General features: G+C 47.9%; 1 protein-coding gene. It reads right to left on the bottom strand.

The annotated features are described in order from the left end of the window. A partial coding sequence (locus H7A81_RS27510) for an integrase core domain-containing protein (RefSeq protein WP_182059367.1) occupies window positions 1-211 on the bottom strand: 211 nt, incomplete at both ends.

Here is a 211-nt window from a genome sequence, read left to right as displayed (position 1 = left end):
TCAGGTAATTCAGTGATGAATGTGGTCGACACTCGTTATAATCCTGCCGCCAGTCATTAATGATTTCCCGGGCATGTAGAATATCGCTGAACCAGTGCTCATTCAGGCATTCATCCCGAAAGCGGCCATTGAAACTCTCAATAAATCCGTTCTGCGTTGGCTTGCCCGGCTGGATTAAGCGCAACTCAACACCATGTTCAAAGGCCCATTG

It is taken from the genome of Pantoea sp. ME81 (assembly GCF_903970985.1).
Classification (GTDB): Bacteria; Pseudomonadota; Gammaproteobacteria; order Enterobacterales; family Enterobacteriaceae; genus Pantoea; species Pantoea communis.
This window is presented reverse-complemented; position numbering and strand designations above follow the sequence as displayed.